The organism is Pseudoxanthomonas sp. LjRoot127, assembly GCF_964253495.1.
In the GTDB taxonomy this organism is placed as follows: Bacteria; Pseudomonadota; Gammaproteobacteria; order Xanthomonadales; family Xanthomonadaceae; genus Pseudoxanthomonas_A.
In genome coordinates, this window is the sequence record NZ_CAXUQR020000001.1 from 1,171,389 (window position 1) to 1,197,356 (window position 25,968).

General features: G+C 67.4%; 18 protein-coding genes. 11 read left to right on the forward strand and 7 right to left on the reverse strand.

The window, feature by feature from the left end:
- Positions 1–37 precede the first annotated feature (37 nt).
- From ACSQ19_RS05605 to ACSQ19_RS05615, 3 genes are read left to right on the forward strand one after another with little or no spacing between them, the layout of a single operon-like run.
- Positions 38–5,362, forward strand: a complete 5,325-nt coding sequence (locus tag ACSQ19_RS05605) for a DNA repair ATPase (RefSeq protein WP_436000521.1) — start codon at positions 38–40, stop codon at positions 5,360–5,362.
- Entirely contained in the window at positions 5,359–6,057 is a 699-nt protein-coding gene (locus tag ACSQ19_RS05610; protein ID WP_299345774.1) for a hypothetical protein, read from the forward strand. Before ACSQ19_RS05605 ends, ACSQ19_RS05610 begins: the two co-directional genes overlap by 4 nt.
- Positions 6,054–7,157 carry a toxic anion resistance protein gene (locus ACSQ19_RS05615; protein ID WP_299345771.1) on the forward strand — a complete coding sequence of 368 codons (1,104 nt, stop codon included), beginning with the start codon at positions 6,054–6,056 and terminating at the stop codon, positions 7,155–7,157. The genes ACSQ19_RS05610 and ACSQ19_RS05615 overlap by 4 nt, the downstream gene beginning before the upstream one ends.
- Before the next feature lie 77 nt (positions 7,158–7,234).
- Here the strand turns inward: ACSQ19_RS05615 and glmS are convergent, their stop codons facing one another.
- A complete protein-coding gene (gene glmS / locus ACSQ19_RS05620; RefSeq protein WP_299345767.1) occupies positions 7,235–9,061 on the reverse strand; it encodes a glutamine--fructose-6-phosphate transaminase (isomerizing) in 1,827 nt (608 codons plus the stop codon).
- 194 nt (positions 9,062–9,255) lie between these two features.
- On the opposite strand from glmS, the gene ACSQ19_RS05625 reads away from it, so the two are divergent.
- The 6 genes from ACSQ19_RS05625 to ACSQ19_RS05650 all read left to right on the forward strand — a co-directional run bounded on the left by ACSQ19_RS05625 (position 9,256) and on the right by ACSQ19_RS05650 (position 16,760).
- On the forward strand, positions 9,256–10,524 hold the full coding sequence (locus ACSQ19_RS05625) for an efflux RND transporter periplasmic adaptor subunit (RefSeq protein WP_299345968.1): 1,269 nt from the start codon (positions 9,256–9,258) through the stop codon (positions 10,522–10,524).
- Between the two features lie 81 nt (positions 10,525–10,605).
- Positions 10,606–11,328, forward strand: coding sequence for an ABC transporter ATP-binding protein (locus ACSQ19_RS05630; protein WP_299345764.1), 723 nt, complete (start codon positions 10,606–10,608; stop codon positions 11,326–11,328).
- A gap of 75 nt (positions 11,329–11,403) precedes the next feature.
- Positions 11,404–12,714, forward strand: a complete 1,311-nt coding sequence (locus ACSQ19_RS05635; protein ID WP_296281488.1) for an ABC transporter permease — start codon at positions 11,404–11,406, stop codon at positions 12,712–12,714.
- A gap of 23 nt (positions 12,715–12,737) precedes the next feature.
- Positions 12,738–13,961 carry an ABC transporter permease gene (locus tag ACSQ19_RS05640; protein WP_296281487.1) on the forward strand — a complete coding sequence of 408 codons (1,224 nt, stop codon included), beginning with the start codon at positions 12,738–12,740 and terminating at the stop codon, positions 13,959–13,961.
- 136 nt (positions 13,962–14,097) lie between these two features.
- Positions 14,098–15,435: a sigma-54-dependent transcriptional regulator gene (locus ACSQ19_RS05645; RefSeq protein WP_299345760.1), complete on the forward strand. Its 1,338-nt coding sequence runs from the start codon at positions 14,098–14,100 to the stop codon at positions 15,433–15,435.
- Complete coding sequence (locus ACSQ19_RS05650; protein WP_343229820.1) at positions 15,432–16,760, forward strand: sensor histidine kinase; 1,329 nt, start codon at positions 15,432–15,434, stop codon at positions 16,758–16,760. Before ACSQ19_RS05645 ends, ACSQ19_RS05650 begins: the two co-directional genes overlap by 4 nt.
- A 178-nt stretch (positions 16,761–16,938) precedes the next feature.
- On the opposite strand, the gene glmU is transcribed toward ACSQ19_RS05650, so the two are convergent.
- Positions 16,939–18,306 carry a bifunctional UDP-N-acetylglucosamine diphosphorylase/glucosamine-1-phosphate N-acetyltransferase GlmU gene (glmU, locus tag ACSQ19_RS05655; RefSeq protein WP_299345757.1) on the reverse strand — a complete coding sequence of 456 codons (1,368 nt, stop codon included), beginning with the start codon at positions 18,304–18,306 and terminating at the stop codon, positions 16,939–16,941.
- 77 nt (positions 18,307–18,383) lie between these two features.
- Between glmU and ACSQ19_RS05660 the strand changes: the two genes are divergently transcribed.
- The gene (locus tag ACSQ19_RS05660) at positions 18,384–19,961 is read left to right on the forward strand and encodes a hypothetical protein (RefSeq protein ID WP_436000526.1); all 1,578 of its coding nucleotides are present in this window, start codon (positions 18,384–18,386) and stop codon (positions 19,959–19,961) included.
- Here the strand turns inward: ACSQ19_RS05660 and ACSQ19_RS05665 are convergent.
- On the reverse strand, positions 19,927–20,883 hold the full coding sequence (locus ACSQ19_RS05665) for a glycosyltransferase family 2 protein (RefSeq protein WP_299345751.1): 957 nt from the start codon (positions 20,881–20,883) through the stop codon (positions 19,927–19,929). The genes ACSQ19_RS05660 and ACSQ19_RS05665 overlap by 35 nt on opposite strands.
- 42 nt (positions 20,884–20,925) lie before the next feature.
- On the opposite strand from ACSQ19_RS05665, the gene ACSQ19_RS05670 reads away from it, so the two are divergent.
- Positions 20,926–21,330, forward strand: coding sequence for a GtrA family protein (locus tag ACSQ19_RS05670; protein ID WP_299345748.1), 405 nt, complete (start codon positions 20,926–20,928; stop codon positions 21,328–21,330).
- A 167-nt stretch (positions 21,331–21,497) separates the two neighbouring features.
- On the opposite strand, the gene ACSQ19_RS05675 is transcribed toward ACSQ19_RS05670, so the two are convergent.
- The 4 genes from ACSQ19_RS05675 to atpA all read right to left on the reverse strand — a co-directional run bounded on the left by ACSQ19_RS05675 (position 21,498) and on the right by atpA (position 25,942).
- A complete protein-coding gene (locus tag ACSQ19_RS05675; RefSeq protein ID WP_093489858.1) occupies positions 21,498–21,920 on the reverse strand; it encodes a F0F1 ATP synthase subunit epsilon in 423 nt (140 codons plus the stop codon).
- Between the two features lie 80 nt (positions 21,921–22,000).
- A complete protein-coding gene (gene atpD / locus ACSQ19_RS05680) occupies positions 22,001–23,407 on the reverse strand; it encodes a F0F1 ATP synthase subunit beta (protein WP_299345745.1) in 1,407 nt (468 codons plus the stop codon).
- A 39-nt stretch (positions 23,408–23,446) separates the two neighbouring features.
- A complete protein-coding gene (gene atpG / locus ACSQ19_RS05685; RefSeq protein WP_093489856.1) occupies positions 23,447–24,310 on the reverse strand; it encodes a F0F1 ATP synthase subunit gamma in 864 nt (287 codons plus the stop codon).
- Positions 24,311–24,394: 84 nt separating this feature from the next.
- Positions 24,395–25,942 carry a F0F1 ATP synthase subunit alpha gene (atpA, locus tag ACSQ19_RS05690; RefSeq protein WP_296281474.1) on the reverse strand — a complete coding sequence of 516 codons (1,548 nt, stop codon included), beginning with the start codon at positions 25,940–25,942 and terminating at the stop codon, positions 24,395–24,397.
- Positions 25,943–25,968: the final 26 nt, after the last annotated feature.

Here is a 25,968-nt window from a genome sequence, read left to right on the forward strand (position 1 = left end):
CGCATCGACCGCCCAGGACGGGCGAGGATGAGGTCCGATGTCCGAGACGCCGAACACCGCCGTTCCCTCCACCGATACGCAGGTCGACCAGGCCGTGGCCCAGGGCGGCGCCTACGACGTGCTGCGCCGTCGCCTCGACGAACAGGGTGCGCGCCTGCGTACGCTCGTGGAAGCGCTGAACACGCGCCGCCTGCAGGAATTCGGCGACAGCCGCATGGAGGCCATCGGCCGCCTGCGCATCCGCACCGAGCACAATTCGGTCGGGCGCGACATCGTGCAGGTCGGCGACCTGCTGCTGTTCGGCTTCAACGTCTACATGGGCCTGAAGGCGACCACCTCGGTCGCCGACGTGTTCGGCATCTATCGCCTGGTGGAGACCGGCGACGGCTACGACGTGGCGCCCGTCGACATTGCGGCGACCTTCCTGGGCGACGACGCGTTCCAGCGCGATTTCAGCGAGCTGTACAGCTACTACAAGGACGCGCGGCTGCTGCAGTTGATCGTGCGCGACGGGCGCCTGCTGATGGCGTTCCAGATCGGCCTGAAGAACACCGACGTGCGGGTGTTCCGCTGGACGCTCACGGCCGAGGGCGAGGTGAACTACCTCGATGCGCGCGGCGAGCGCGACATCGTGCTGCCGCCTCCGTTCGATTTCGAATGGTCGCGCGCCACCAAGGACATGGAGGTCAGTGGCCGCCACCCGCACCTGAACATCCTCGACACCCTGTTCGTGGAGACCATCGGCGGCGACCTGACGCTGAAGGTGGAAAACAACACGGAGACCGGCGCCGGCGTCTACAGCGAACCGGTCGAGGACCGCACGCAGTCGCTGGACGACGCGCAGATCGAATTCGCGCGGGTCGGCTCGCTGATCCTGCTCAAGGTGCTGCCGTACCGCGAGGGCACGTGGCGCGGACTGGTCTACAACACGCAGACCGGCAAGGCGACCCGACTGGACGCCATCGTGCAGGCCTGCATCCAGCTGCCCGAGGACCACGGCATCATCTTCCCGGGCGGCTACTACCTGCAGAATGGCGAGCACAAGGCCTTCGACGCCGCCGTGCAGCACATGCAGTACAAGCGCACGATCCGTTCGCCGAACGGCGAAGACGTGATGTACATCTTCTACGAGCGCGAGACCGGCCAGGCCGCCCTGCTCGTCTACAACCTTGTGCAGCGCCGCCTGCAGCCGCCGGTGCTCGCGCACGGCTATGCGCGCCTGCACGACGGGCGCATGGTGCTGTTCCGCGCCGAGAACGACGACCCCACCCGCGTCCACCCGATGCAGGTATGGCAGACGCCCTTCACGTCCGACGAATTCGCCGCCACGCGTCCGGCCGGCACGTCGTTCATGGCGAAGCTCGGCAATGCCGAGCTGGTGCGCGCCGTGTCGAATCTGTTCGACCTCGCCCGCGAGATCGAGCGCCCGGACGTGTCCGCGCAGCGCTACCAGTTGCTGACGCACGGCACGCGACGCCTGTTCGACGTGCACCACTGGATCGACGATACGCAGTGCGATGGCCTGGCCACGCTGCTGCACGAGATCGCCGGCACCGGTGAGTCGGTGCTGGACGAGTACGAGAAGGTGCAGGAGATCCGGCGCCAGTCGGAAACGTCGATGGCGCTGGCGCAGCGCGACCATCGCGCCCTGCTCGGCCGCCTGCAGCCGGAGGGGTGGACCGGCATCGGCGAGTTCGTCGAGGCGCTGGGCGCGGTATCGCGCCTGCGCGGTCATCTGCTGACGCTGCGCGACTTCCGCTACATCGATACGGCGGCCATCGACGCGATGACGGCCGCGCTGCAGGAAGCGCATGAGCGTATCGGCACGGCGACCGGCCAGTTCCTCGCCGGCGAAAAAGCGCTCGCGCCGTTCCAGCAGCGCCTGCTGGAACTCGACGCACGCGCGCAGAAAGCCGCCAGCGCACGCGAACTGGCAGAAGCCATCGAGGCCATGCAGGGCATGGCCGGCGAGCTCGACATGCTGTCCGAACTGATGGCGACGCTGCGGGTGGACGACGCGACCCAGCGCACCCGCGTCGTCGACGCCCTGTCGGCCATCTACGCCCGCCTCAACCAGACCCGCGCACGCGCCACCCAGCGGCGCCGCGAACTCGGCTCCGCCGAAGCAGTGGCGCAGTTCGGCGCGCAGTTCACTCTCTTCAGCCAGGCCGTGAGCAATGCGCTGGCCATGGCCACCACGCCGGAGCGCGCCGACGAGCAGCTGTCGCGCCTGATGGTGCAGCTGGAGGAACTGGAGAGCCAGTTCGGCGAGCACGAACAGTTCCTCGGCGACATCCTGTCCAAGCGCGAGGAGATGCTGGACGCCTTCGAGGCGCACAAGCAGGCGCTGCTGGACGATCGGCAGCGCAAGGCGCAGTCGGTGCAGGAAGCCGCCAACCGCATCCTGGAGGGCCTCGGCCGGCGCACCGAGCGCTTCACCACGCCGGACGAACTCAACGCGTTCTTCGCCGGCGATGCGCTGATCCTGAAACTGCGCGAACTGGCCGGCCGCCTGCGCGAGCTGAAGGACTCGGTGAAGGCCGACGACATCGAAGCGCGCATCAAGGGCGCCCGCGACCAGGCCGTGCGCGGCCTGCGCGACCGCAGCGACCTGTTCGAAGACGCGGGCAACGTCATCCGCCTCGGACCGCGCCATCGTTTCAGCGTCAACACGCAACCCTTGGACCTGACGCTGATCCCGCGCGGCGACACGCTGGCCGTGCACCTGACCGGCACCGACTACCTGGCGCCGCTGCAGGAACCGGCGCTGGACGCCCTGCGCGACTACTGGAACGTCAGCCTCGAATCCGAATCGCCCTCGCTCTACCGCGGCGAGTACCTCGCATGCCGGCTGCTGGATGACGCGCTGGCGGGCGAGGCCGGGCTCAGCATGCAGGCGCTCGAACACGCACTGGCCGATCCCGAGGCACTCGACAGGATCGTCCGCGAGTACGCCGCGCAGCGTTATCGCGAAGGCTACGAGAAGGGCATCCACGACCATGATGCGGCCGCGATCCTGCGCGCGTTCCTCCCCCTGCGCAATGCCGCGGGCACCCTGCGGCACGCGCCGTCCGCGCGCGCGCTGGCGGTCGCCTGGTGGTGCCGCAGCGACGCCGTGCCGCAGGAAACGATCGAGCGCATCCGCGCCGCCCGCGCGATCGATGCGCTGTCGCCGGCGGGCCGCGCCATGGCGACGCTGCGCGACGACCTGGCGGCCACGCTCGCCGAGTGGATCCAGCGCGATGCGCTGCCCTTCGCCAGGACGGACACGAAGGCGGCCGCCACGTTCCTGATGGACACTGTCACCACGGCGACACCGACCTTCCGCTTCACCCACTACGCCGACGCGCTGGTGTCCGCCTTCCGCGCACGCCTGACCGACGACGCGGGTGGTGCCGTCCTCGCCAGCGCACTGCAACGGCTGGAGGCGAAGCCCGCCGCGGCGTGGTCGCTGCTGCGGCAGGCGCTCGAAGCGTTGGCCGCCCTGCCCGACCATGCCCCTCTCGCCGCCTACGTGCCGGAAGCGATTGCGCTGCTGCGGCACGGACCGCAGCTGACGCACGTGGTCGAACACGTCACGCTGATGGCCACCGTCGACGGCCTGCTGGGCGAGCACGCGCGCATCCGCGAGGGACGGCTGGCGCTGGCAGTGGACGACCTGCCGGCCCGCTTCGCCACGCACCGCGAGCACTTCGTGCCGGCATGGCAGCGGTACCAGGCATTGCGCGGCGAAGTGGCGCAGCGGGAACGCGCGGCGATGCGCCTGTCCGAGTTCAAGGCGCGCCCGCTGACCTCGTTCGTGCGCAACAGGCTGATCAACGACGTCTACCTGCCCGTAATCGGCGACAACCTCGCCAAGCAGATGGGCACCGTCGGCGAGAGCAAGCGCAGCGACCTGATGGGCTTGCTGATGATGATTTCGCCTCCCGGCTACGGCAAGACCACGTTGATGGAGTACGTGGGACACCGGCTGGGGCTGGTCTTCATGAAGATCAACGGACCGGCGCTCGGCCACGAGGTGCGCTCGCTGGATCCCGCGCAGGCCCCGGATGCGACCTCGCGGCAGGAGCTCGAGAAGCTCAACCTCGCGCTGGAGATGGGCAACAACGTGATGCTGTACCTGGACGACATCCAGCACACGCATCCGGAATTCCTGCAGAAGTTCATCTCGCTCTGCGACGGCACGCGCCGCATCGAGGGCGTGTGGCGCGGCAAGACCAAGACCTACGACATGCGCGGGCGCAAGTTCGCGGTGGTGATGGCGGGCAATCCTTACACGGAGTCGGGCGAAGTCTTCAAGATTCCCGACATGCTGGCCAACCGCGCCGATATCTACAACCTCGGCGACGTGCTCGGCGGAATGGAAGACGCTTTCCTGCTGAGCTACGTGGAGAACTGCCTGACATCGAACCCGGTGCTCGCGCCGCTCGCCACTCGCGACCTGGCCGATCTCTACCTGCTGGTCGACAAGGCGCGCGGCAAGGACGTCAGCACCAACCAGCTGTCGCATGCCTACAGCGGCGCGGAGATCGGCGAGATCGTCGCCGTGCTGCAGCGGCTGCTGACCGTGCGTGACGTGGTCTACCGCGTCAACCAGCAGTACATCGCCAGCGCCGCGCAGGCGGACAAGTACCGGGTGGAACCACCGTTCCGGCTGCAGGGCAGCTACCGCAACATGAACAAGCTGGCGGAGAAGATTTCCCCGGTCATGAACGCTGCCGAGCTGCAGCAGCTGATTTCCGACCACTATCTCGGCGAGGCGCAGTTGCTGACCACCGGGGCCGAAGAGAACCTGCTCAAGCTCAGCGAGTTGCGCAGCATGCTGACCGGCGAAGAACAGGCGCGCTGGAACCAGATCAAGGCGGACTTCCTGCGCAACAAGGCGATGGGCGCAGACGATGCGGATGTCGGCGGTCGCGTGGTCGCACAGCTGGCCGACATCGCCGTCGGCCTGCAGCGGATGAGCGAACCCGCGCCGGTGGAAGTGGCTGCACCTGCGCCCTGGGAAGCCTTGCTCTCCGCCCTGCACGCCCTGCGCATGCCGGAGACCGCCACGCCGGTCACGCCCGCCCCCGCAGCGGCGGTCGTGGACACAGCGCCGGTACTTCAGGCGCTGCAGCAGACGATGGTGCGGCAGGACCAGCTCAACGCCGCCCTCGTCGCGCTGGCGCAGGCGATGCGCAGTAACGTGGCGGCCCCCGTGCCTGCCGGTGCGCGCAAGGCCAAGCCGAGATCGCCGCGTGAAGCGGAATTCGACCAGGTGATCGCCAGCCTCGCCTTCAAGGAAGAGCGTCCGACGCCCACGCTGGACGTATCGCCGTCGACATCCGGCGAGGATGAAGAAGGGGAGCCGCGGAGGTGAGCCTGCCGCCTTCCACCGACGCCGACACCATCGGCGTCGCCGAACACGCCGCCGCGATCCGTGCGTTGGCGCAGGCCGGCGCGGGCGACCTGCAGGCGACGTTGCGCGACCTGCGCACGGTGCTGCTGTCCGCCGATCCGCGCGCGTTGCGCCGTAGCGTCGGCTTCTGGGGCCGGCTGATCGGCCGCGACATCCGCCTGGCCGCCGAGGCACGGTCCTTGCGCGAGCGCAGCGGCATCCTGCTGCGGCAGGCCGGCTTCGAAGCCTCCCGCTTGCACCGACAGCATGAGACGCTGGCCGCGCATGCGCAGCAACTGCGTGATGCATGCGCGCGCCTGCAACGCGAGATCGACGACCTGGCGCGCCAGCAGGCCGCGGATGACTCGCACGCGGGGACGTCGCGGCTCGCGCACCTCATCACCCTGCGCAGCGCCTACGAGATCACCGCCAGCCAGCTGGACCTGGTCGCCGCCAACGCACTCGCCATCGCCGAGCGCCACGCGCAGCAATTGCCCCTGCTGACCGTGCTGCTCGACCAGCAGCTCGGTGTCGCCGCCGGTGCCGACCACGGAATGCAGCTATCCTCCGCCACGCGGACGATAGAAGCGCTGGAAGCCCACATCGAACACCTGCCCGCCCCGTCTGCCACGCAGACAGCGGTCGCGCAGCGAACCCTACCCAAGGAGGCCACATGACGACGACCCCATCCGAACAGACGCTGGTGCCCGCGGCGCTGTCGCCGCAGTTGCTGACCGACCTGGGCCTGGAAAGCGCCGACATCCCGCGCATCCAGGAGGCGACCAAGGCGCTGCAGGACATCGCGCCCGGCAACCTGCACACCTATGGCCGTGAAGCGACCACCAAGACCAGCGCCTTCAGCACGCAGTTGCTGGACAAGGTCCGCAATGCCGACCTCGACAGCAGCGGCGACAAGCTGGGCGAAGTCGTGCGCATCGCGCGCTCGCTGAATCTCGAGTCCTTCCATGGCCGCTCCAAGCTGCCGATCCTGGGACCGCTGATCGACAGGATGCGCGCGACCAAGGACGACCTGGTCCAGCGCTACAGCTCCACCAACCGCCAGATCGACCAGCTGATGGGCGACGTGGGCAAGACCCAGCAGATCCAGCAGCAGCGCGTACGCGAGTACGACCAGATGCACGACATCGTGCTGGACGAGCGTCGCGAACTCGGCGTGCACGTAGCCGCCGGCCGCGTCCGCATCGCCGAACTGGAAGCGGAGCTGGCGACGCTGGCGGGCAAGGAGGATCAGGAATCCCGTACGCGCCGCGCCGCCCTGGACACCGCGCTGCGCCTGATCGACAAGCGCGTGTCCGACCTGCAGGTACTGCAGCACGCGGCGGACCAGACGCTGCCGATGATCCGCCTGATCCAGGCCAATGCCATCCAGCTGATCGAGAAGTTCAGCGCCGTGCGCGACATCACCATCCCGATGTGGCGCAACCAGTTCGCTATCCAGCTGTCGCTGGCCGACCAGCGCAACGCGGTGGAACTGGCCAACGCCATCGACGACGCCAGCAACGAATTGATGCGCAAGAACGCCGAGCTGGTGCATGCGACCGCCGTCGGCACCGCACGCGCCAACCAGCGCTCGGTGATCGACATCGAGACCCTGCGCACCGTCAACGAAACCCTGATCCGGACGGTGGAGGAAGTCCGCGAGATACACCGCGAAGGCATGGCCAAGCGGAAGCAGCTGTCCACCGAGCTGGTGGACATGCGCGAAGATCTGGAAAAGCGATTGGCGCTGCCGACGGCGGGCACCGCAGCTTCCTGATCGCAAGTTCGCGTCTTACCAAACAGAAACGGGCCGCATTGCGCGGCCCGTCCTCTCTCCGGCATCTGGATGGACGACTACTCCACCGTCACCGACTTCGCCAGGTTGCGCGGCTTGTCCACGTCGGTGCCGCGCGCCAAGGCGGTGTGGTACGCCAACAGCTGCACCGGGATGGTGTGCACGATCGGGCTGAGCACGCCGACGTGGCGCGGCGTACGGATCACGTGCACGCCTTCGGATTCGCTGAAGTGGCTGTCCTGGTCGGTGAAGACGAACAGCTCGCCGCCACGCGCGCGCACTTCCTGCATGTTGGATTTCACTTTCTCCAGCAGGACGTCGTTCGGCGCGATCACCACCACCGGCATGTCCGCATCCACCAGCGCCAGCGGACCATGCTTCAGTTCGCCGGCCGGATACGCCTCGGCGTGGATGTACGAGATTTCCTTCAGTTTGAGCGCGCCTTCCAGTGCGATCGGGTAGTGCAAGCCGCGGCCGAGGAACAACGCATCGGACTTCGGCGCGAAACGCTCGGCCCACGCGGCGATCTGCGGCTCGAGGTTCAATGCGTGCTGCACGCTGCCCGGCAGGTGCCGCAGCTGTTCCAGATAGTCGGCTTCCTGCGCCGGCGTGACCTTGCCGCGCAACTTGCCCAGCACGACGGTCAGCTGGAACAGCGCCGCCAGCTGGGTCGTGAAGGCCTTCGTCGACGCCACGCCGATCTCAGCGCCGGCGCGGGTGTAGCAGACCAGTTCGCTGGCGCGCGGGATGGCGCTCTCGGGCACGTTGCAGATCGACAGCGTGTGCTGGTGCCCCAACGACTTGGCGTACTTCAGCGCTTCCATCGTGTCCAGGGTTTCGCCGGACTGCGAGATGGTGACGATCAGGTGCTTGGGATTGGCGTAGGCGTCGCGGTACCGATACTCGCTGGCGATCTCGACGCTGCACGGCAGGCCGGAGATGGCTTCGAGCCAGTAACGCGCCGTCATGCCGGCATAGTAGCTGGTGCCGCAGGCGAGGATCTGCACGCCTTCGATGTCCTTCAGCGCGGCTTCGGCATCGGCACCGAACAGCGTGGGCGAGAAGCCGCCGTCGACCACCGCTTCGATGGTGTCGGCGATCGCACGCGGCTGCTCGTGGATCTCCTTCTGCATGAAGTGGCGGTACGGGCCCAGTTCCAGCGAGGCCAGTGACACATCGGACACGTGCACGTCACGTTGCACCGGCTGGTCCTTGCCGTCGAACACCTTCACGCTGTCGCGCGTCACCTCGGCGGTGTCGCCCTCTTCCAGGAAGATCACGCGGCGCGTCGCCTGCAGGATCGCGGACACGTCGGACGCGATGAAATTCTCGCCTTCGCCGATGCCGATCAGCAGCGGGCAGCCCATGCGGGCGCAGACCATGCGGTCCGGTTCCTTGCGGCTCACCACCGCCAGCGCATATGCGCCGGTGAGTTCCTTCACCGTGCGCTGCAACGCAGCCAGCAGGTCATCACCACCCTTGAGGTGGTGGTGCATCAGGTGGGCGATCACTTCCGTGTCGGTCTGCGACTCGAACACGTAGCCGAGGGCGCGCAGTTTCTCGCGCTGCTCCTCATGGTTCTCGATGATGCCGTTGTGCACCAGCGCCACGCCGTGGCTGATGTGCGGATGCGCGTTGGCTTCGGTCACGCCGCCGTGGGTCGCCCACCGCGTATGGCCGATGCCCAGGCTCGCATTGAAGCCCTCGGCAGCGGCCGCGCCTTCCATTTCGGCCACGCGGCCGGTGCGGCGCACGCGGCGTACGTCCTGCTGGTCCACGACGGCGATGCCCGCCGAATCGTAGCCCCGGTATTCCAGCCGCTTCAGTCCTTCGATCAGTACCGGCACCACGTCGCGCCCGGCGATCGCGCCCACAATTCCGCACATAAGCGTGTGTCTTCCATCTGAGTGAAACGAACGGACATTCTACGTGTCCGGTACTGGACAGCCCCTGTCCGCGCAGTGTCCGCGGACACCCGGACAGCCTCCAGTCCCGGACAACCCCCTTGCGAATCAATCGCTTGCGTTTGGCACGCATCCTGCTGATACCTGCAGGTCATTCCACAGAACGCATGCCGCCGATGATTCGGGACACCTCCGCGCAAGACCGAGTGCTCAGCTCCTCGCAGACCCGTCCGGCCTGGCGCCGCTGGGTATGGCCCGCGGCCGGCGGCGCCCTGCTGCTGGCAGGCATCGTGTTCGCCGCACGGGGCTGGCTGTCGGGCACCGCGTCCATCGACGGGGCGCGCCTGCGCATCGCCGAAGTGACGCGCGGCGACCTGGTCCGCGACATCGCCGCCGACGGCCGCGTGATTGCCGCCAACAGCCCCACCCTGTATGCCGTGGCCGGGGGCGTGGTCACGCTGAAGGTCGTGGCCGGCGACAAGGTCGCCAAGGGCCAGCCGCTGGCCGAGATCGACAGCCCGGAACTGCGCAGCAAGCTGGCGCAGGAGCAGACCACCCTGGCCGGCCTGGAAGCCGAAGCGAGCCGCGCCACGCTGGATGCCAGCGTCACCCGCGCCGATGCGCAGAAGGCGCTCGACCAGGCCGAGATCGAACGCCAGGCCGCCGAGCGCACCCTGCAGCGCTACCAGCGTGGCTACGACGGCGGAGCGGTGCCGCAGGTCGACGTGCTGGAAGCGCAGGACAACCTGCGCAAGGCCGAGATCGCACTGTCCCACGCACGCAAGGACGCCGGCCTGCAGGGCCAGGGTGCGGGCCTGGATGCGCGCAACAAGCAGCTGCTGGCCGAACGCCAGCGCGCCGTGGTGACCGAGGTGCAGCGCCAGGTCGATGCCCTGACCCTGCGCGCGCCGTTCGACGGACAGGTCGGCCAGATCCAGGCCGTGCAGCGCTCCAACGTGGCGATCAACGCGCCCGTGCTGAGCGTGGTGGACCTGTCGGTGTTCGAAGTCGAGATCAAGGTGCCGGAGAGTTTCGCGCGCGACCTCGCCATCGGCATGCCGGCCACGCTCACCAGCGCCGGCCAACCGTACCCGGGCGAGATTTCCGCGGTGTCGCCGGAAGTGGTCAATGGCGAAGTCGTCACCCGCCTGCGCTTCTCCGACAAGCAGCCGCCGGGCCTGCGCCAGAACCAGCGCCTGGCCGCACGCATCCTGATGGATACGCGCCGCAACGTGCTGATGGTCGAACGGGGTCCGTTCCTGGAACAGGGCGGCGGTCGCTACGCCTACGTCATGGACGGCAGTTCCGCCGTGCGCCGTCCCGTGCAACTGGGCGTCAGCAGCCTGAGCAACATCGAAGTGCTCGGTGGCCTGCAGCCCGGCGACAAGGTCGTCGTCTCCGGCAGCGACCTGTTCGGCGATGCCGAGCGCGTCTCGGTCAACTGATCTCCCCTACTCCACACGCTGCTCCCCCACGCCCCTCCCCCGCCATCCATTCCGCACCAGAACCCGAAGAAGGAACCCGCCATGCTTGAGATGCGCCAAGTCGCCAAGGTCTACCGCACCGAACAGGTGGAAACGCACGCGCTGCGTTCCCTGGACCTGCATGTCCGCGAGGGCGAGTTCGTCGCGGTCACCGGCCCGTCGGGTTCCGGCAAGACCACCTTCCTCAACATCGCCGGGCTGCTGGAGACGTTCACCGGCGGGCAGTTCCTCCTCGACGGGCAGGACGTCAGCCACCTGGGCGACGACGCGCGCTCGCGCCTGCGCAACCAGAAGATCGGCTTCATCTTCCAGGGCTTCAACCTGATCCCCGACCTCAACCTGTTCGACAACGTCGACGTACCGCTGCGCTACCGCGGCATGCCGGCCGCCGAGCGCAAGCAGCGCATCGAAGACGCACTGGCGCGCGTCGGCCTGGGTTCGCGCATGAAGCACTTCCCCGCCGAACTGTCGGGCGGCCAGCAGCAGCGCACCGCGATCGCGCGCGCACTGGCGGGCAGCCCGCGCCTGCTGCTGGCGGACGAACCGACCGGCAACCTCGATTCGCAGATGGCGCGTGGCGTGATGGAGCTGCTCGAAGAGATCAACCGCCAGGGCACGACCATCATCATGGTCACGCACGATCCGGAACTCGCCGCGCGAGCGCAGCGCAATGTGCACATCGTGGACGGCATGGCCACCGACCTGTCGGTGGAGCCCGCGCTGATGCGCGCGGCCCACGCCGCCGAAGCCAACGCGTCCGCGTAGGGTGGGCCCCGGCCCACCGCAGACAGACCCAAGACAACCCCATGGTGGGCCAGGGCCCACCCTACGGAGCCACGCATGTTCGGCTACTACTTCTCCCTTGCGCTGCGCAGCTTCAAGCGCAACAAGGCATTGACCTTCCTGATGGTGCTGGCCATCGCGCTGGGCATCGGCGCCAGCATGACCACGCTGACCGTGTTCTACGTGCTGTCCGGCGACCCGATCCCGCAGAAGAGCGACAAGCTGTTCTATCCGCGCATCGACCCGCGATCGGCGAACGGCTTCACGCCGGGCGACGAGCCGGAGGACCAGTTCACGCGTTACGACGCCGAACACCTGCTGCGCGACAAGAAGGGCGACCGCCAGGCCTTCATGACCGGGGGTGCTTCATCGATCGAAACGGAGGATGGCCGCATCGAACCCTTCCGCGTCGATGCGCGCTACACCACCGCCGACTTCTTCCCGATGTTCGACGTGCCGTTCCGCTACGGCAACGGCTGGTCGGCGGCGGACGACGAATCGCGGGCGCGCGTGGCGGTGATTTCCAAGGCGCTCAACGAGAAGCTTTTCGGCGGCGCGAACAGCGTCGGTCGCGACATCAAGGCGTCCGGTGCGACCTTCCGCGTGATCGGCGTGCTGGACGAGTGGCGCCCGGCACCGAAGTTCTACGACATGACCCAGGACCGCTTCACCGAGGTCGAGCAGCTGTTCGTGCCCTTCTGGACCTCCCGCGCCGTGAAGATGGGCACGCAGGGCAACATGAACTGCTGGGGCGACTCGAGCGCGGACGAGGAAGGCTCGCAGGGCCCGAACGCACCGTGTTCATGGCTGCAGTACTGGGTGGAACTGGGCACGCCGGCCAAGGTCGAGGCCTACAAGCAGTACCTGCAGAACTACTCCGACCAGCAGCGGGCGGCGGGCCGTTTCGAGCGCGCCACCAACGTCGACCTGCACAACGTGATGCAGTGGCTGGACAAGCAGGGCGCGGTGCCTGGCGACGTGCGCCTGCAGATGTGGCTGGCGTTCGGCTTCCTGGCGGTCTGCCTGCTCAACACGGTGGGTCTGCTGCTGGCGAAATTCCTCGGCCGCGCGTCGCAGATCGGCGTAAGGCGTGCACTGGGGGCGACCCGCAAGGCCATCTTCGCGCAATGCCTGGTCGAAGCCGGCACCGTCGGCCTGGTCGGCGGCGTGCTTGGCCTGGTACTCGCCTGGCTCGGCCTGCTGGCGGTCCGCCAGCAACCGGCAGGCTATGCCGACCTCGCGCACATGGACCTGAAGATGCTGCTGGCCACCTTCGCGCTGGCGATCGTCGCCAGCCTGCTCGCCGGCATGCTGCCCGCCTGGCGCGCGATGCAGGTGACGCCCGCCATCCAGCTCAAGAGCCAGTGACCCATCCATCCAAGAGGCACGTCATGGACATCCGCCCCATCCTTTCCACCCTGGCCCGCCACAAGACGGCCGCCGCCCTGATCGTGCTGGAAGTGGCGCTGTCGTGCGCCATCATCTGCAACGCGGTCTTCCTGATCACCCAGCGGCTGGAGCGCATCGATCGCCCCACCGGACTGGCGAACGAGGAGATCGTGCGGATCAGCATGGGCAACCTCGGCGAAGATCCCAATGCCGATGCGCTGGTCAGGCAGGACGTCGCCAGCCTGCGCGCCCTGCCGGGCGTCAAGGCCGCCGGCAGCATCAACCATGTGCCGTTCGACAACTCGTCGTGGAACAGCTCCATCCAGCTCGCGCCCGAACAGGAGCGTCCCAGTGCGCAGGCGAACATCTATCTTGGCGATGCGGTCGTCGAGACGCTCGGCCTGAAGCTGGTGGAAGGCCGCGACTTCAACGCGGACGAATACGTCAGCTGGACCGAGATCAACAAGCAGAACGCCAAGTTCGTGATGCCGGCCGTGATCCTCAGCCGGGAGCTGGCGAACAAACTGTTTCCCGGCGAGAGTGCCGTCGGCAAGAACATCTACTCATGGAATACCGACAACGCGCCGCACCGCGTGGTCGGCGTGGTCGATCGGCTGATCCGCACCAACGACAACGGCGGGCCGGCCGAAGGCGGCTTCACCATGATCCTGCCCGCGAAGGACCTGACCATGGGAACGTTCGTGCTGCGTACCGCACCGGAACGCCGCACCGAGGTGATAAAGGCCGCGTTGGCGGCGCTGGAGAAGAACAGTGCCCGCCGCCTGGTGCTGCGAGACGGGACGTTCGAAGACATCAAGCACAACTACTACCGCGGCGATCGCGCGATGGCCTGGCTGCTCATCACCGTGATCATCTCGCTGCTGGTCGTCACCGCGCTGGGCATCGTCGGGCTGGCCAGCTTCTGGGTGCAGCAGCGCACCAAGCAGATCGGCATCCGCCGGGCGCTGGGCGCCACGAAGGGCCAGATCCTGCGCTACTTCCTGACCGAGAACTTCCTGCTGGCGACCATCGGCATCGTCATCGGCATGATCCTGGCCTACGGCATCAACCAGCTGCTGATGGGCAAGTACGAGCTGCCCCGCCTGCCGCTGCTGTACCTGCCCGTCGGCGCCGTGCTGCTGTGGTTGCTGGGCCAGGTGGCGGTCTACGGCCCCGCACGCAAGGCGGCCTCGGTGCCGCCGGCGGTCGCCACGCGTACCGCGTAAACTCGACCGGGCGCAGGGAGCGCGTGCGAAGGAACGGGGAGCGAGAGGACGCAACGCCCCTCGTTCCTCGTTCCTCGTTACGCTCCACTCCCTCCTCGCTACGTGCTACCCGCCTCAAGCCCCGGTCCGCCACACCATGCCCACCATCCTCGTCATCGACGACAACCTCGCCGTCAGTACGGCGCTGGAAGTCCTGTTCTCCCTGCACGACATCGACACGCTGCACGCGGAATCGCCGGACGCGGGGCTGGCGGTGCTGCGCGAGCAGCAGGTCGACTTGGTCATCCAGGACATGAACTTCACCCAGGACACCACCTCCGGCGCGGAGGGCGAACAGCTGTTCGCCGACATCCGCATGCAGTGGCCAGACATGCCGGTGATCCTGCTGACCGCATGGACGCACTTGGAAGTCGCGGTGAACCTGGTGAAGGCCGGCGCAGCCGACTACGTCGCCAAACCCTGGGACGACCGCAAGCTGTTGGCCACGGTCAACACGCTGCTGGAACTGGCCGAAGCGCGCACCGAACTGGAGCGCCGCCGCAGCCGCGAACGGCGCGGCCGCGACCAGCTGTCCAGCCGGTACGACCTGCGCAACCTGGTGTTCGAGGATCCCGCCAGCGAGCGCGTGGTCGCGCTCGCCTGCCAAGTCGCGCGCTCCGACCTGCCGGTGCTGATCACCGGGCCGAATGGCGCGGGCAAGGAGAAGATCGCGGAGATCATCCAGGCCAATTCCAGCGTGAAGTCCGGCCCGTTCGTCACGCTCAACTGCGGCGCACTGCCGTCGGAGCTGATCGAAGCGGAGCTTTTCGGCGCCGACGCCGGCGCCTACACCGGCGCCAACAAGGCTCGCGAGGGCAAGTTCGAAGCCGCCGACGGCGGCACGCTGTTCCTGGACGAGATCGGCAACCTGCCGCTCACCGGCCAGATGAAGCTGCTGCGCGTGCTGGAGACGGGCCGCTTCGAACGGCTGGGTTCCAACCGCGAGCGCCACGTCACCGTGCGCGTGATCAGCGCGACCAATGCCGACCTGCCCGCGATGATCCGCGAGGGCGGCTTCCGCGAAGATCTCTACTACCGCCTCAATGCGATCGAGCTCGCGCTGCCGCCGCTGGCCGAGCGTCCCGGCGACATCCTGCCGCTGGCCGAGCGTTTCCGGCCCGCCGACAAGCCACTGGGCGAGAGCGCACGCGCCGCGTTGCTGCGCCACGCATGGCCCGGCAACGTGCGCGAGTTGCGCAACGTCATCCAGCGCGCCGGCCTGCTGGCGATGGGCGAGCGCATCGAAGCCACCGATCTCAACCTGCCGCGACCGGCGCCGGTGCGCACCGCGGTCGCCGCCGAACCCGAGCGTACCGATATCGAAGCCGCCATCGCGCGCGCCGGTGGTGTCATCGCACAGGCGGCGGCGGACCTCGGCATGAGCCGGCAGGCCCTGTACCGGCGCATGGAACGCTTCGGCATCAAGGCCCCATGATGCGTCGCTCGCTCGCCGGCCGCATCCTGTCCTGGCTGCTGCCGCTGCTGGCACTGGCCGTGGTGCTGCCGGTGCTGCTGTCGCACTGGATCGGCGACGACGTCGTCGCCGTACTGGCGTCCGCGATCATCGTGCTGCCGCTGGCGATGTGGGCGATACGCCGCGGCCTGCGCAGCACGTATTCGCTGTTCCGCGCCCTGGCCGGAAGCGTCAACAGTTATCGCGACGCCGAGTACAACTTCGGCATCCACTGGCGCGGCAACGATGAACTCGCCGAACTGGTGCGGTCGCACGCGGCACTCGGTGAGGTACTGCGGGAACAGCGCCTGAGCCTGGTGCAGCGCGAACTGCTGCTGGACACCATGGTGCAGAACACGCCCGTCGCCATGCTGCTGATCGCCCCGGGAGGCGATGCGGTGCGTCGGGTGATCTTCGCCAACGTCGCGGCCCGCAAGCTCCTGCACAGCGGCTGGAAGCTCGAGGGACAGGACTACGACACGCTGATCGCCGCGGCACCGGTCGAGATGCGCGAAGCACTGGGCCGGGGCGGTGACAGCCTGTTCGCCATCGGCAGCGAGGAAGAGGACGGCGAGGAACAGGTGTACCACCTCGCCCGCCGCACTTTCCGTCTCAATGGACGCCCGCACGAACTGCTGCTGCTCCGCCTGCTGACCAGCGAACTGCGCCGCCAGGAGGTGATGACCTGGAAGAAGGTCATCCGCGTGATCAGCCACGAGCTCAACAACTCGCTGGCGCCGGTGGCCTCGCTCGCGCATTCCGGTGCCGAGCTGGTGCGCCGTGAACGATACGAGCGCCTGGAGGAGGTGTTCGGCACGATCGAAGAACGCGCACGCCACCTGGAGGGCTTCATCCGCGGCTATGCGCGCTTCGCCAAGCTGCCCTCGCCGCAACTGCAGACAGTGCACTGGCGCGCCTTCTTCGAAGGCCTGCAGCGCCAGATCGGTTTCGAACTGCTGATGACCGAAACCGAGATCGACGGCCGCATCGACGTCGCGCAGCTCGAGCAGGCGCTGCTCAACCTGCTGAAGAACGCGCACGAATCCGGCACGACCGCCGACGGCGTGTCCGTGCGGTTGACGCGGCTGCCCGACTGGCTGCGCATCGAGGTGATGGACCGCGGCACCGGCATGAACGACGCCGTGCTGCAGAACGCGCTGGTGCCGTTCTATTCGACCAAGCGCAACGGCACCGGCCTGGGCCTGGCGCTGACCCGAGAGATCATCGAAGCGCACGGCGGCCGGCTGTCGCTGCACAACCGCGACGGCGGCGGGTTGTGCGTGTCGATCCAGTTGCCGGAAAACTGATCTGTCCAAAGCCCGGACACCGAATCCACTCGTCCGCACCCGAAGCCGGACCAGCATGGCACCGACTCCCCCTCTCCCTCCGGGAGAGGGCAAGGGGTGAGGGCTGGCCGCCGCGATGCCGATTCAACGGGCTTTCGTCCGAATGCCCCACCCATGGCGGGCTTGAGCCCGCCCTACGTCACTTCGGCTTCTTCACCGGTCGATGCCAACCTTCGATGCTGACCTGGCGCGCACGCGCCACCGTCAACGTGTCGGCCGGCGCATTCTTCGAGATCACGGAGCCCGCACCGATGGTGGCGCCATCCGCCAGCGTCACCGGCGCGACCAGCGAGGAGTTCGAACCGACGAAGACGCGATCGCCGATCGTCGTGGTGGACTTGTTCACGCCATCGTAGTTGCAGGTGATGGTGCCGGCGCCGATGTTGGTGCCGGTGCCGATGACGGTGTCGCCGAGATAGGTCAGATGGTTCGCCTTGCTGCCCACGCCGATGCGCGCGTTCTTCGTTTCGACGAAGTTGCCCACGTGCACGCCATCGGCAAGCACGGTGCCGGGACGCAGGCGCGCATAGGGGCCGATCAATGCGGCACCTTCGCTGGTGACGCCTTCCAGGTCGCAATGCGCGCGCACCTGCGTGCCGGCCGCGAGCGAAACATCCTTCAGGCGCGTGAACGGGCCGATGACGACGCCATCGCCCAGTTCGACTTTGCCTTCCAGCACCACGTCGACGTCGATCTGCACGTCGCGACCCACCGTGACCGTGCCACGCTGGTCGAAGCGCGCCGGGTCGACCAGGCGTGCACCCTGCACGCATAGCGCGCGTGCAGCGCGAACCTGGTAGGCACGCTCCAGCTGCGACAGCTGCCAGGGATCGTTCGCGCCTTCGGCCTCGATGGGCTCGCCCACGAGCACCATTTCCGCAGGGGTGAATTCCTCCGCCGCCATCGCGAAGACATCGGTCAGGTAGTACTCGCCCTGCGCGTTAGCGTTGGACAGGCGTGCCAGCCACCCCTTCAACGCACTGCCGTCGGCGGCGATGATGCCGGTATTGATGGTGCGGATGCGGCGCTGCTCCTCATCGGCGTCCTTGTGCTCGACGATCGCGGCCACGCGGCCCGCCTCGTCGCGCACGATGCGTCCGTAACCCGTCGGATCGACCGGCTCGGCCACCAGCACCGCGAGCCGCCCGGGCGCATCGAGCAGGCGCTGCAGCGTCTCGCTGCGCGTCAGCGGCACGTCACCGTACAGCACCAGCACGCGCGCGCCGTCGGGGACATCGGGCATCGCCTGGGCCACGGCGTGGCCGGTGCCCAACTGCTGTGCCTGGTGCGCCCAGTGCAGGTCCAGCTGGTCGGCGAAGGCTGCCTGCACCTGGTCGCCGCCATGACCGTAGACCACATGCACGCCGGCCGGCGACAACGCGCGCGCCGCCTCGATCACGTGCGCCAGCATCGGGCGTCCGGCGATGGGCTGCAGCACTTTCGGCAGCGCGGACTTCATGCGCTTGCCTTCGCCGGCGGCGAGGATGACGACGTGGAGTGGTTTCATGTGGTTTCCCATTACGATGATGACGGCCTTCGACCTTGGTGCGATGGTATCAACTCAGTCCCCGCACGACCCTGCCCATGACCCAGCACATACGCTCCACCCCTCTCCGCGACGGACGGCTTGCCTGGGTCGTCGCACTGCTGCTGGTGCTGCTTGCGCTGTTCAAGCAGGGGCAGGACGCGAACTGGGACCTGCGCAACTACCACCTCTATACGCCATCCGCGCTGCTGGACGGCCGCTTCGGCGATGACATCGCGGCGGCGCAGTTGCAGACGTGGCACAACCCGGCGCTCGATATTCCCTTCGCCTGGATGGTGAAGGCGGGTCTGCCCGGATGGCTCGTATCGATGTGGCTGGCACTTCCTTCATTCATCGCGATCCTCTTCGCGCTGCGCCTGCTGGACCTGGCGTGGCCACTGGGACGCAGCGCCACGCGTACCGTGATGGCCGGTCTGGCCGCCGTCACGGGAGCGGCGGTGATGCCCAGCATCGGTACCACGTTCAATGATGCGGTCGTGGCGGCCGGCGTGATGGCGGCGCTGTGGTGGATCGCGGACTCGCAGGGACGCCGCCACGCATGGGCGACCTGGCTGCCGGCGGGCCTGATGGCCGGCGCGTGCGCGGGCCTGAAGCTCACCGGCGCGCTGTACTGCATCGGCTTCATCGCGGCCGCCCTGGCCTGTGGCCCGATGCGCGGGCTGCCGCTGCGCATCCTGGCGCTGGCGATCGGCGGCCTGGCCGGGTCGGCACTGACGGCTGGGCCGTGGGCACTCCACCTCTGGCAGGCGCATGGCAACCCGTTGTTTCCCTACTTCAATGACTGGTTCGGTTCGGTCGACGCGCTGCCGCAGGCGTACAAGGACGGCCGTTTCATTCCGCACGGCATCGATGCCCTGCTGGTACCGTTCCATCTGCTGACCGACAGCAGCCGCTTCTCGGAAGGGAAGCTTGCCGACCCCCGCGTACTGCTCGGCTTCGCCTCGCTTGGCGCGTGGTGGATATCGGTGTGGCGGGGACGGCAGCGGGACGCCGCCGCGATGCCGATCGCCCATGCCCTTCTCGCGTTCGCGCTGGTCAGCTTTGCCGTGTGGGTAATGCTCTATGGCATCTACCGCTACCTGTTCGCGCTGGAGTTGCTCTGCTCCATCGCCCTCTTCGGCGTCGTATCGACGCGGCTGCCAGCCCGCTATGTACGACCTGCCATGGTGGCGCTCGCCGTTCTGCTGGTCGTAGCCACCAACCGACCGAGTTGGGGTCGCTCGCCCTTCGTCACCCCCATGGTGTCGGTACGGATGCCGGCGCTGCCCGCCGACAGTCTCGTGGTGCTGGCGGACGATGATCCGATGGCGTACGCCGTCGCATACCTGCCTCGGCGAATCGCCGCGGTATCGATTCGCAACAATTTCATGGCGCCGACGCGCTGCACGGGGTTGCAGGTGGCGGCCGAACAACGCGTTCGGTCGCATGAAGGACCGGTCTACCTGCTTCGCTTGGCCTCCACGCCAGCGGCGAACGAGGCGTTGGGTGCCTACGGTCTGGTCGCTCAGGGCCCCTGTCTTCCCGTGTCGACAAGCCTGGGGGACCTTGCGCTCTGCCCGCTGGCACGGGGTACGCCCACGCCTACGGTCTGCGCTGCGACAGCACCTGGTCGGTGATCAGCCGCTGGATCTCGTTCGTTCGCCGGTTGACGGTATCCAGGATCAGCCCGGTCGCGATCGACACCACCCCGACCAAGGCGAATGCGACCGCGAGCACGGCGGTTGATGGATGGGTGACCAGGCCCGTGCGCGCGAACTCATGGATGACGATGGCGCCGAATCCAAGACTGGATACCATGCATGCCGCCGCCAGCACGCCGAAGAACAGCAGCGGCCGCATGTCCTTGAACAGGAACAGGATCGTCTTCAGTACCCGCATCCCGTCGCGGTAGGTGTCGAGCTTGGATTCACTGCCATCGGGGCGCGTGCCGTACTCGATGACCCGTTCGGACAGCACGAAGCCATTGGCCAGTGCGAACACCGTCATTTCGGTCTCGATCTCGAAGCCGCGCGAAAGCACCGGCATGGACTTCACGAAGCGACGCGAGAACACGCGGTAGCCGGACAGCACGTCGCGGACCGGGTGGCCGAACAGGGCGCTGATGCAGCCGCGCACGAGTCGGTTTCCGATGCCGTGGAAGCGACGGAAAGAGGCACGATCGTGCGACTCCAGCCGCGTGCCCACGACCATGTCGGCCCGTCCCTCCGCAATATCCTCGATGAGCGACCGCACGGCGGATGCAGGATAGGTATCGTCGCCGTCCGCCATCACGTAGATATCGGCATCGACGTCGCGGAACATCGCCCGCACCGCGTTGCCCTTGCCCTTCGCAAGTACATGCCGCACCTGTGCTCCGGCCTGCGCCGCCAGCAGGGCGGTGGCGTCGGCGCTGGCGTTGTCGAACACCCACACCTCGGCCTCCGGCAGCGCCTCGCGGAAATCGGCGACGACCTTCTGCACGGTCGGCGCTTCGTTGTGGCAGGGAATCAGTACGGCGATGCGCAAGGCGACGGTCCGGTCGACGACGGGCGCGGGCATCTTACACGGCAAGCGGTGCGCGACCGGGGTTACCATCGCTGCATGGCCTCTCCGTCTTCCAGGCACGTCCTGCTTCGCCAGGGCGGCAGCTTCCTCATCATCGGCGCGCTGCAGCTGCTGGTGGACTGGGCCCTGTTCGTGGCGCTGACCGCGCTCGGCGTAGCGGCGGCGCCGGCGAATCTCGCCAGCCGCGTGGGCGGCGCACTGCTCGGCTTCTGGTTGAACGGACGCGTGACCTTCGCGAGCGAGGGTGCCGCACGCCTGGGCTGGTGGCGCTTCGCCAAGTTCCTGCTGGTGTGGGTGCCACTGACGGTGGCGAGCACGCTGGCGGTGACCTGGGTGGCCACGTCGCTGGGCCTGGCGCACGCCTGGCTGGCCAAACCGCTGGTGGAAGGCGTGCTGGCCCTTGTGGCCTTCTTCCTCTGGCGGCACGTGGTCTATCGTTGATCGACCGCGTGTAGCGTGCGCCATGCGCACGATGCCGTGGCTGGTCCGCGGTGCGCCGGGGAAGGCGTGGCGCGGGCGGTATCGCCAGATCGTGCGCATGGCGCACGCTACGAAACGACAACGCCGGCACTAGGCCGGCGTTGTCGATGGTGCGGAAGCGGTGGACCTCAGTGCTTGAGGTTCTTGCGCAGGCGCTCCAGCGCGCTGAGCTGGGCGATGCTCATGGCCAGCTGGGCCTGGGCTTCTTCCACGCTCATCTTCGGGTCCTTGTGGGACAACACGCGCTCGGCTTCTTCCTTGGCCTTGCGGACCTGCGCCTCATCGATGTCGGTCGCGCGCACGGCGGTGTCGGCCAGCACGGTCACGACCTGCGGCTGCACCTCGAGGATGCCGCCGGAGATGGCGAAGTCCAGCTGCTCGCCGCTGGCCAGCGTCACCACCACCTTGCCCGGCTTCAGGCGGGTGATCAGCGGCGCGTGCTTCGGCGCGATGCCGAGCTCGCCCAGCTCGCCGGTGGCGACGACCAGGGTGGCTTCACCGTGGAAGATTTCCTGCTCGGCGCTGACGATGTCGCAACGGATGGTGCTCATGGAACTCTCTTTGCCGTGTAGGGCGGGCCTGGGGCCGCCGCCGGTTGCCACGAAGGTGGGCCTGGGCCCACCCTGCGTGCTTACGCCTTCTCGGCGAGCTTCTTGGCCTTCTCGACCGCTTCTTCGATGCCGCCGACCATGTAGAACGCCTGCTCCGGCAGGTGGTCGTACTCGCCGTCGACGATCGCCTTGAACCCGCGGATCGTGTCCTTGAGCGAAACGTACTTGCCCGGCGAGCCGGTGAACACTTCGGCCACGTGGAACGGCTGGCTGAAGAAGCGCTCGATCTTGCGGGCGCGCGACACGGCCTGCTTGTCTTCTTCGGACAGTTCGTCCATGCCGAGGATGGCGATGATGTCCTTCAGTTCCTTGTACTTCTGCAGCGTCGACTGCACGCGGCGCGCGGTGTCGTAGTGCTCGTGGCCGATGACGTTCGGGTCCAGCTGGCGGCTGGTCGAGTCGAGCGGGTCCACGGCCGGGTAGATACCCAGCGAAGCGATGTTGCGGCTCAGCACGACGGTCGCGTCCAAGTGGGCGAACGTGGTGGCCGGCGACGGGTCGGTCAGGTCGTCCGCGGGCACGTACACGGCCTGGATCGAGGTGATCGAACCGGTCTTGGTCGAGGTGATGCGCTCCTGCAGGACGCCCATTTCCTCGGCCAGCGTCGGCTGGTAACCCACGGCCGACGGCATGCGGCCGAGCAGTGCCGACACTTCGGTACCGGCCAGCGTGTAGCGGTAGATGTTGTCGACGAACAGCAGCACGTCCTTGCCCTTGCCGGACGCGTCCTTCTCGTCGCGGAAGTACTCGGCCATGGTCAGGCCCGTCAGCGCGACGCGCAGGCGGTTGCCCGGCGGCTCGTTCATCTGGCCGTACACCATCGCCACCTTGTCGAGGACGTTGGAGTCCTTCATCTCGTGGTAGAAGTCGTTGCCCTCGCGGGTACGCTCGCCCACGCCGGCGAACACGGACAGACCCGAGTGCGCCTTGGCGATGTTGTTGATCAGTTCCATCATGTTGACGGTCTTGCCGACGCCGGCGCCGCCGAACAGGCCGACCTTGCCGCCCTTGGCGAACGGGCACATCAGGTCGATGACCTTGATGCCGGTTTCCAGCAGGTCGGTGGCCGAGGACTGGTCCTCGTACGACGGGGCCGAACGGTGGATTTCCCAATGATCCGACGCCTGCACCGGGCCGGCTTCGTCGATCGGGTTGCCCAGCACGTCCATGATGCGGCCCAGCGTGCCCGCGCCGACCGGCACCGAGATGGCCTTGTCGGTGTTCACGGCGACCAGGTTGCGCTTCAGGCCGTCGGTGGAACCGAGGGCGATGGTGCGCACGACGCCGTCGCCGAGCTGCTGCTGCACTTCGAGCGTGATGGCGGTGTTCTCCACCTTCAGCGCGTCGTACACCTTCGGCACTTCGTTGCGCGCGAATTCGACGTCAACCACCGCGCCGATGATCTGAACGATCTTGCCCTGACTCATTGCTGCATTCCTCTAGATGAATTCTTGTGACTACGCGCGTCAGACTGCCGCCGCGCCGCCGACGATTTCGGAGATTTCCTGGGTGATCGCCGCCTGGCGAGCCTTGTTGTAGACCAGCTGCAGGGTGCCGATGAGCTTGTTGGCGTTGTCGCTGGCGGCCTTCATGGCCACCATGCGCGCCGCATGCTCGGACGCGATGTTCTCCAGCACGGCCTGGTACACCAGCGACTCGATGTAGCGCGTGATCACGTGGTCGAGCACGGTCTCGGCATCGGGTTCGTAGATGTAGTCCCAGTCGTGGTGCGCGACCTGCGTTTCCGCGGCGGGCAGCGGCAGCAGCTGGTCGAACGCCGCGCGCTGGGTCATCGTGTTGACGAAGTCGTTGTAGACGACGAACACGCGGTCCAGCGAGCCTTCGGTGTAGGCGTCCAGCATCACCTTGATCACGCCGATCAGCTGGTCCAGCTTGGGCGCATCGCCCAGGTGGGACACGCTGGCCAGCATGTTGACCTTGACCCGGCGGAAGTACACCGAGGCCTTCTGGCCGATGGTGACCACGTCGACCTCGACGCCCTTCTCGTTCCACTGGCGGATCTCGCCGAGCATCTTGCGGAACAGGTTGTTGTTAAGGCCGCCGGCCAAGCCGCGGTCGGACGACACGATGATGAAGCCGACGCGCTTGACGTCCTTGCGCTCCACCATGAAGGGATGCTGGTAGTCGGTATTGGCCTGGGCCAGGTGGCCGATCACCTGCTTCATCGCCCGCGCGTACGGGCGCGAGGTCTTCATGCGGTCCTGCGCCTTGCGGATCTTGGAGGCCGAGACCATCTCGAGCGCGCGCGTCACCTTGCGGGTGTTCTGCACGCTCTTGATCTTGGTTTTGATTTCGCGTCCGCCTGCCATGTCTCGCTCGCTTGTTTCGTCTTCGTCGGGCGGACCTGCGATCCGCCTGCCTACGAACGGTGGGCCGGGGCCCACCCTACGCAATTACCAGGTACCGGTCTGCTTGAACTCGGCGATGCCCTTCTTGAAGGCGCCTTCGATCTCGTCGTTCCAGTTGCCGGTGCTGTTGACCGTATCGACCAGCGCGCCCTGGGTGTTGGTGAAGTGCGCGTGCAGCGCATCTTCGAACGCCAGGATCTTGTTGACCGGCACGTCGTCCAGGTAACCCTCGTTGACGGCGTAGATGGACAGCGCCTGCAGGGCGATGGACATCGGCGCGTACTGCTTCTGCTTCATCAGCTCGGTGACGCGCTGGCCACGCTCCAGCTGCTTGCGGGTGGCTTCGTCCAGGTCCGAGGCGAACTGCGCGAACGCGGCCAGCTCACGGTACTGGGCGAGCGAGATGCGGATGCCGCCCGACAGCTTCTTGATGATTTTGGTCTGGGCGGCGCCACCGACGCGCGACACCGAGATGCCGGCGTTCACGGCAGGACGGATGCCGGCGTTGAACAGGTCGGTTTCCAGGAAGATCTGGCCGTCGGTGATCGAGATCACGTTAGTCGGCACGAACGCGGACACGTCGCCGGCCTGCGTTTCGATGATCGGCAGCGCGGTCAGCGAACCGGTCTTGCCGGTGACCTTGCCTTCGGTGAACTTCTCGACGTACTCCTCGGACACGCGGGCAGCGCGCTCGAGCAGGCGGGAGTGCAGGTAGAACACGTCGCCCGGGTAGGCTTCACGGCCCGGCGGACGCTTCAGCAGCAGCGAGATCTGGCGGTAGGCGACGGCCTGCTTGGACAGGTCGTCGTACACGATCAGGGCGTCCTGGCCGCGGTCCATGAAGTACTCGCCCATGGTGCAGCCGGAGTAGGCGCTGATGTACTGCATCGCGGCCGATTCGGAAGCGGTGGCGGCGACGACCACGGTGTGGGCCAGCGCGCCGTTCTCTTCCAGCTTGCGCACGATGTTGGCCACGGTCGAAGCCTTCTGGCCGATCGCGACGTACACGCACTTGATGCCGGTGCCCTTCTGGTTGATCACGGCGTCGATGGCCATCGCGGTCTTGCCGGTCTGGCGGTCGCCGATGATCAGCTCGCGCTGGCCGCGGCCGATCGGGATCATCGCGTCGACCGACTTGTAACCGGTCTGCACCGGCTGGTCGACCGACTTGCGCCAGATCACGCCCGGGGCGACGCGCTCCACCGGCGCGGTCAGCGAGGTGCCAAGCGGGCCCTTGCCGTCGATCGGCTCGCCCAGCGCGTTCACGACGCGGCCGAGCATTTCCGGACCGACCGGCACTTCCAGGATGCGGCCGGTGGTCTTGGCCACGTCGCCTTCGCGCAGGTGCTCGTAGTCGCCCAGGACCACGGCGCCGACCGAATCGCGCTCCAGGTTCAGCGCGAGCGCGAACGTGCTGTTCGGCAGCTCGATCATTTCGCCCTGCATGACGTCGGCCAGGCCGAAGATGCGCACGATGCCGTCGGACACGCTGGTGACGGTGCCTTCATTGCGCGACTCCGCGGCCAGCTTGACCTTCTCGATACGGGTCTTGATCAGGTCGCTGATTTCAGAGGGGTTGAGCGTGGTAGCCATGGGTAAGTCCTGTGTGCCCGCTTGCG

What these genes read in the sequence shown, in the direction of transcription:
- ACSQ19_RS05605 (WP_436000521.1), top strand. Translation starts at nt 38, where the DNA reads ATGTCCGAGACGCCGAACACCGCCGTTCCCTCCACCGATACGCAGGTC.
- ACSQ19_RS05615 (WP_299345771.1), top strand. Translation starts at nt 6,054, where the DNA reads ATGACGACGACCCCATCCGAACAGACGCTGGTGCCCGCGGCGCTGTCG.
- glmS (WP_299345767.1), bottom strand. Translation starts at nt 9,061, where the DNA reads ATGTGCGGAATTGTGGGCGCGATCGCCGGGCGCGACGTGGTGCCGGTA.
- ACSQ19_RS05625 (WP_299345968.1), top strand. Translation starts at nt 9,256, where the DNA reads ATGATTCGGGACACCTCCGCGCAAGACCGAGTGCTCAGCTCCTCGCAG.
- ACSQ19_RS05630 (WP_299345764.1), top strand. Translation starts at nt 10,606, where the DNA reads ATGCTTGAGATGCGCCAAGTCGCCAAGGTCTACCGCACCGAACAGGTG.
- ACSQ19_RS05635 (WP_296281488.1), top strand. Translation starts at nt 11,404, where the DNA reads ATGTTCGGCTACTACTTCTCCCTTGCGCTGCGCAGCTTCAAGCGCAAC.
- ACSQ19_RS05640 (WP_296281487.1), top strand. Translation starts at nt 12,738, where the DNA reads ATGGACATCCGCCCCATCCTTTCCACCCTGGCCCGCCACAAGACGGCC.
- ACSQ19_RS05645 (WP_299345760.1), top strand. Translation starts at nt 14,098, where the DNA reads ATGCCCACCATCCTCGTCATCGACGACAACCTCGCCGTCAGTACGGCG.
- ACSQ19_RS05650 (WP_343229820.1), top strand. Translation starts at nt 15,432, where the DNA reads ATGATGCGTCGCTCGCTCGCCGGCCGCATCCTGTCCTGGCTGCTGCCG.
- glmU (WP_299345757.1), bottom strand. Translation starts at nt 18,306, where the DNA reads ATGAAACCACTCCACGTCGTCATCCTCGCCGCCGGCGAAGGCAAGCGC.
- ACSQ19_RS05660 (WP_436000526.1), top strand. Translation starts at nt 18,384, where the DNA reads ATGACCCAGCACATACGCTCCACCCCTCTCCGCGACGGACGGCTTGCC.
- ACSQ19_RS05665 (WP_299345751.1), bottom strand. Translation starts at nt 20,883, where the DNA reads ATGCCCGCGCCCGTCGTCGACCGGACCGTCGCCTTGCGCATCGCCGTA.
- ACSQ19_RS05670 (WP_299345748.1), top strand. Translation starts at nt 20,926, where the DNA reads ATGGCCTCTCCGTCTTCCAGGCACGTCCTGCTTCGCCAGGGCGGCAGC.
- ACSQ19_RS05675 (WP_093489858.1), bottom strand. Translation starts at nt 21,920, where the DNA reads ATGAGCACCATCCGTTGCGACATCGTCAGCGCCGAGCAGGAAATCTTC.
- atpD (WP_299345745.1), bottom strand. Translation starts at nt 23,407, where the DNA reads ATGAGTCAGGGCAAGATCGTTCAGATCATCGGCGCGGTGGTTGACGTC.
- atpG (WP_093489856.1), bottom strand. Translation starts at nt 24,310, where the DNA reads ATGGCAGGCGGACGCGAAATCAAAACCAAGATCAAGAGCGTGCAGAAC.
- atpA (WP_296281474.1), bottom strand. Translation starts at nt 25,942, where the DNA reads ATGGCTACCACGCTCAACCCCTCTGAAATCAGCGACCTGATCAAGACC.